Below are 278 nucleotides of genomic sequence, written 5' to 3' on the forward strand. Positions count from 1 at the left end.
GCCATCCCGCGCAGCTACCGGATGATGCAGGGCTTTGGAGTACATACCTTCCGGCTGGTTAATGCCCAAGGCGAGTCCGTGTTCTGTAAATTCCATTGGACACCGCTGGCTGGGACCCATTCCCTGGTCTGGGATGAGGCTGCAAAGATTACAGGCGCAGACCCTGACTTTCACCGCCGCGATTTATGGGAAGCAATTGAAGCAGGTGCATTTCCTGAATATGAACTCGGCGTGCAGGTATTTACCGAAGAACAGGCAGACGCCTTTGACTTTGATGT

General features: G+C 53.6%; 1 protein-coding gene. It reads left to right on the top strand.

The window, feature by feature from the left end; genetic code table 11:
- On the top strand, nucleotides 1-278 hold a 278-nt coding region (locus tag ACO0LF_RS31730), incomplete at both ends, for a catalase (protein ID WP_423021433.1).

Source organism: Undibacterium sp. Di27W (assembly GCF_049340345.1).
Lineage (GTDB): Bacteria > Pseudomonadota > Gammaproteobacteria > Burkholderiales > Burkholderiaceae_D > Undibacterium.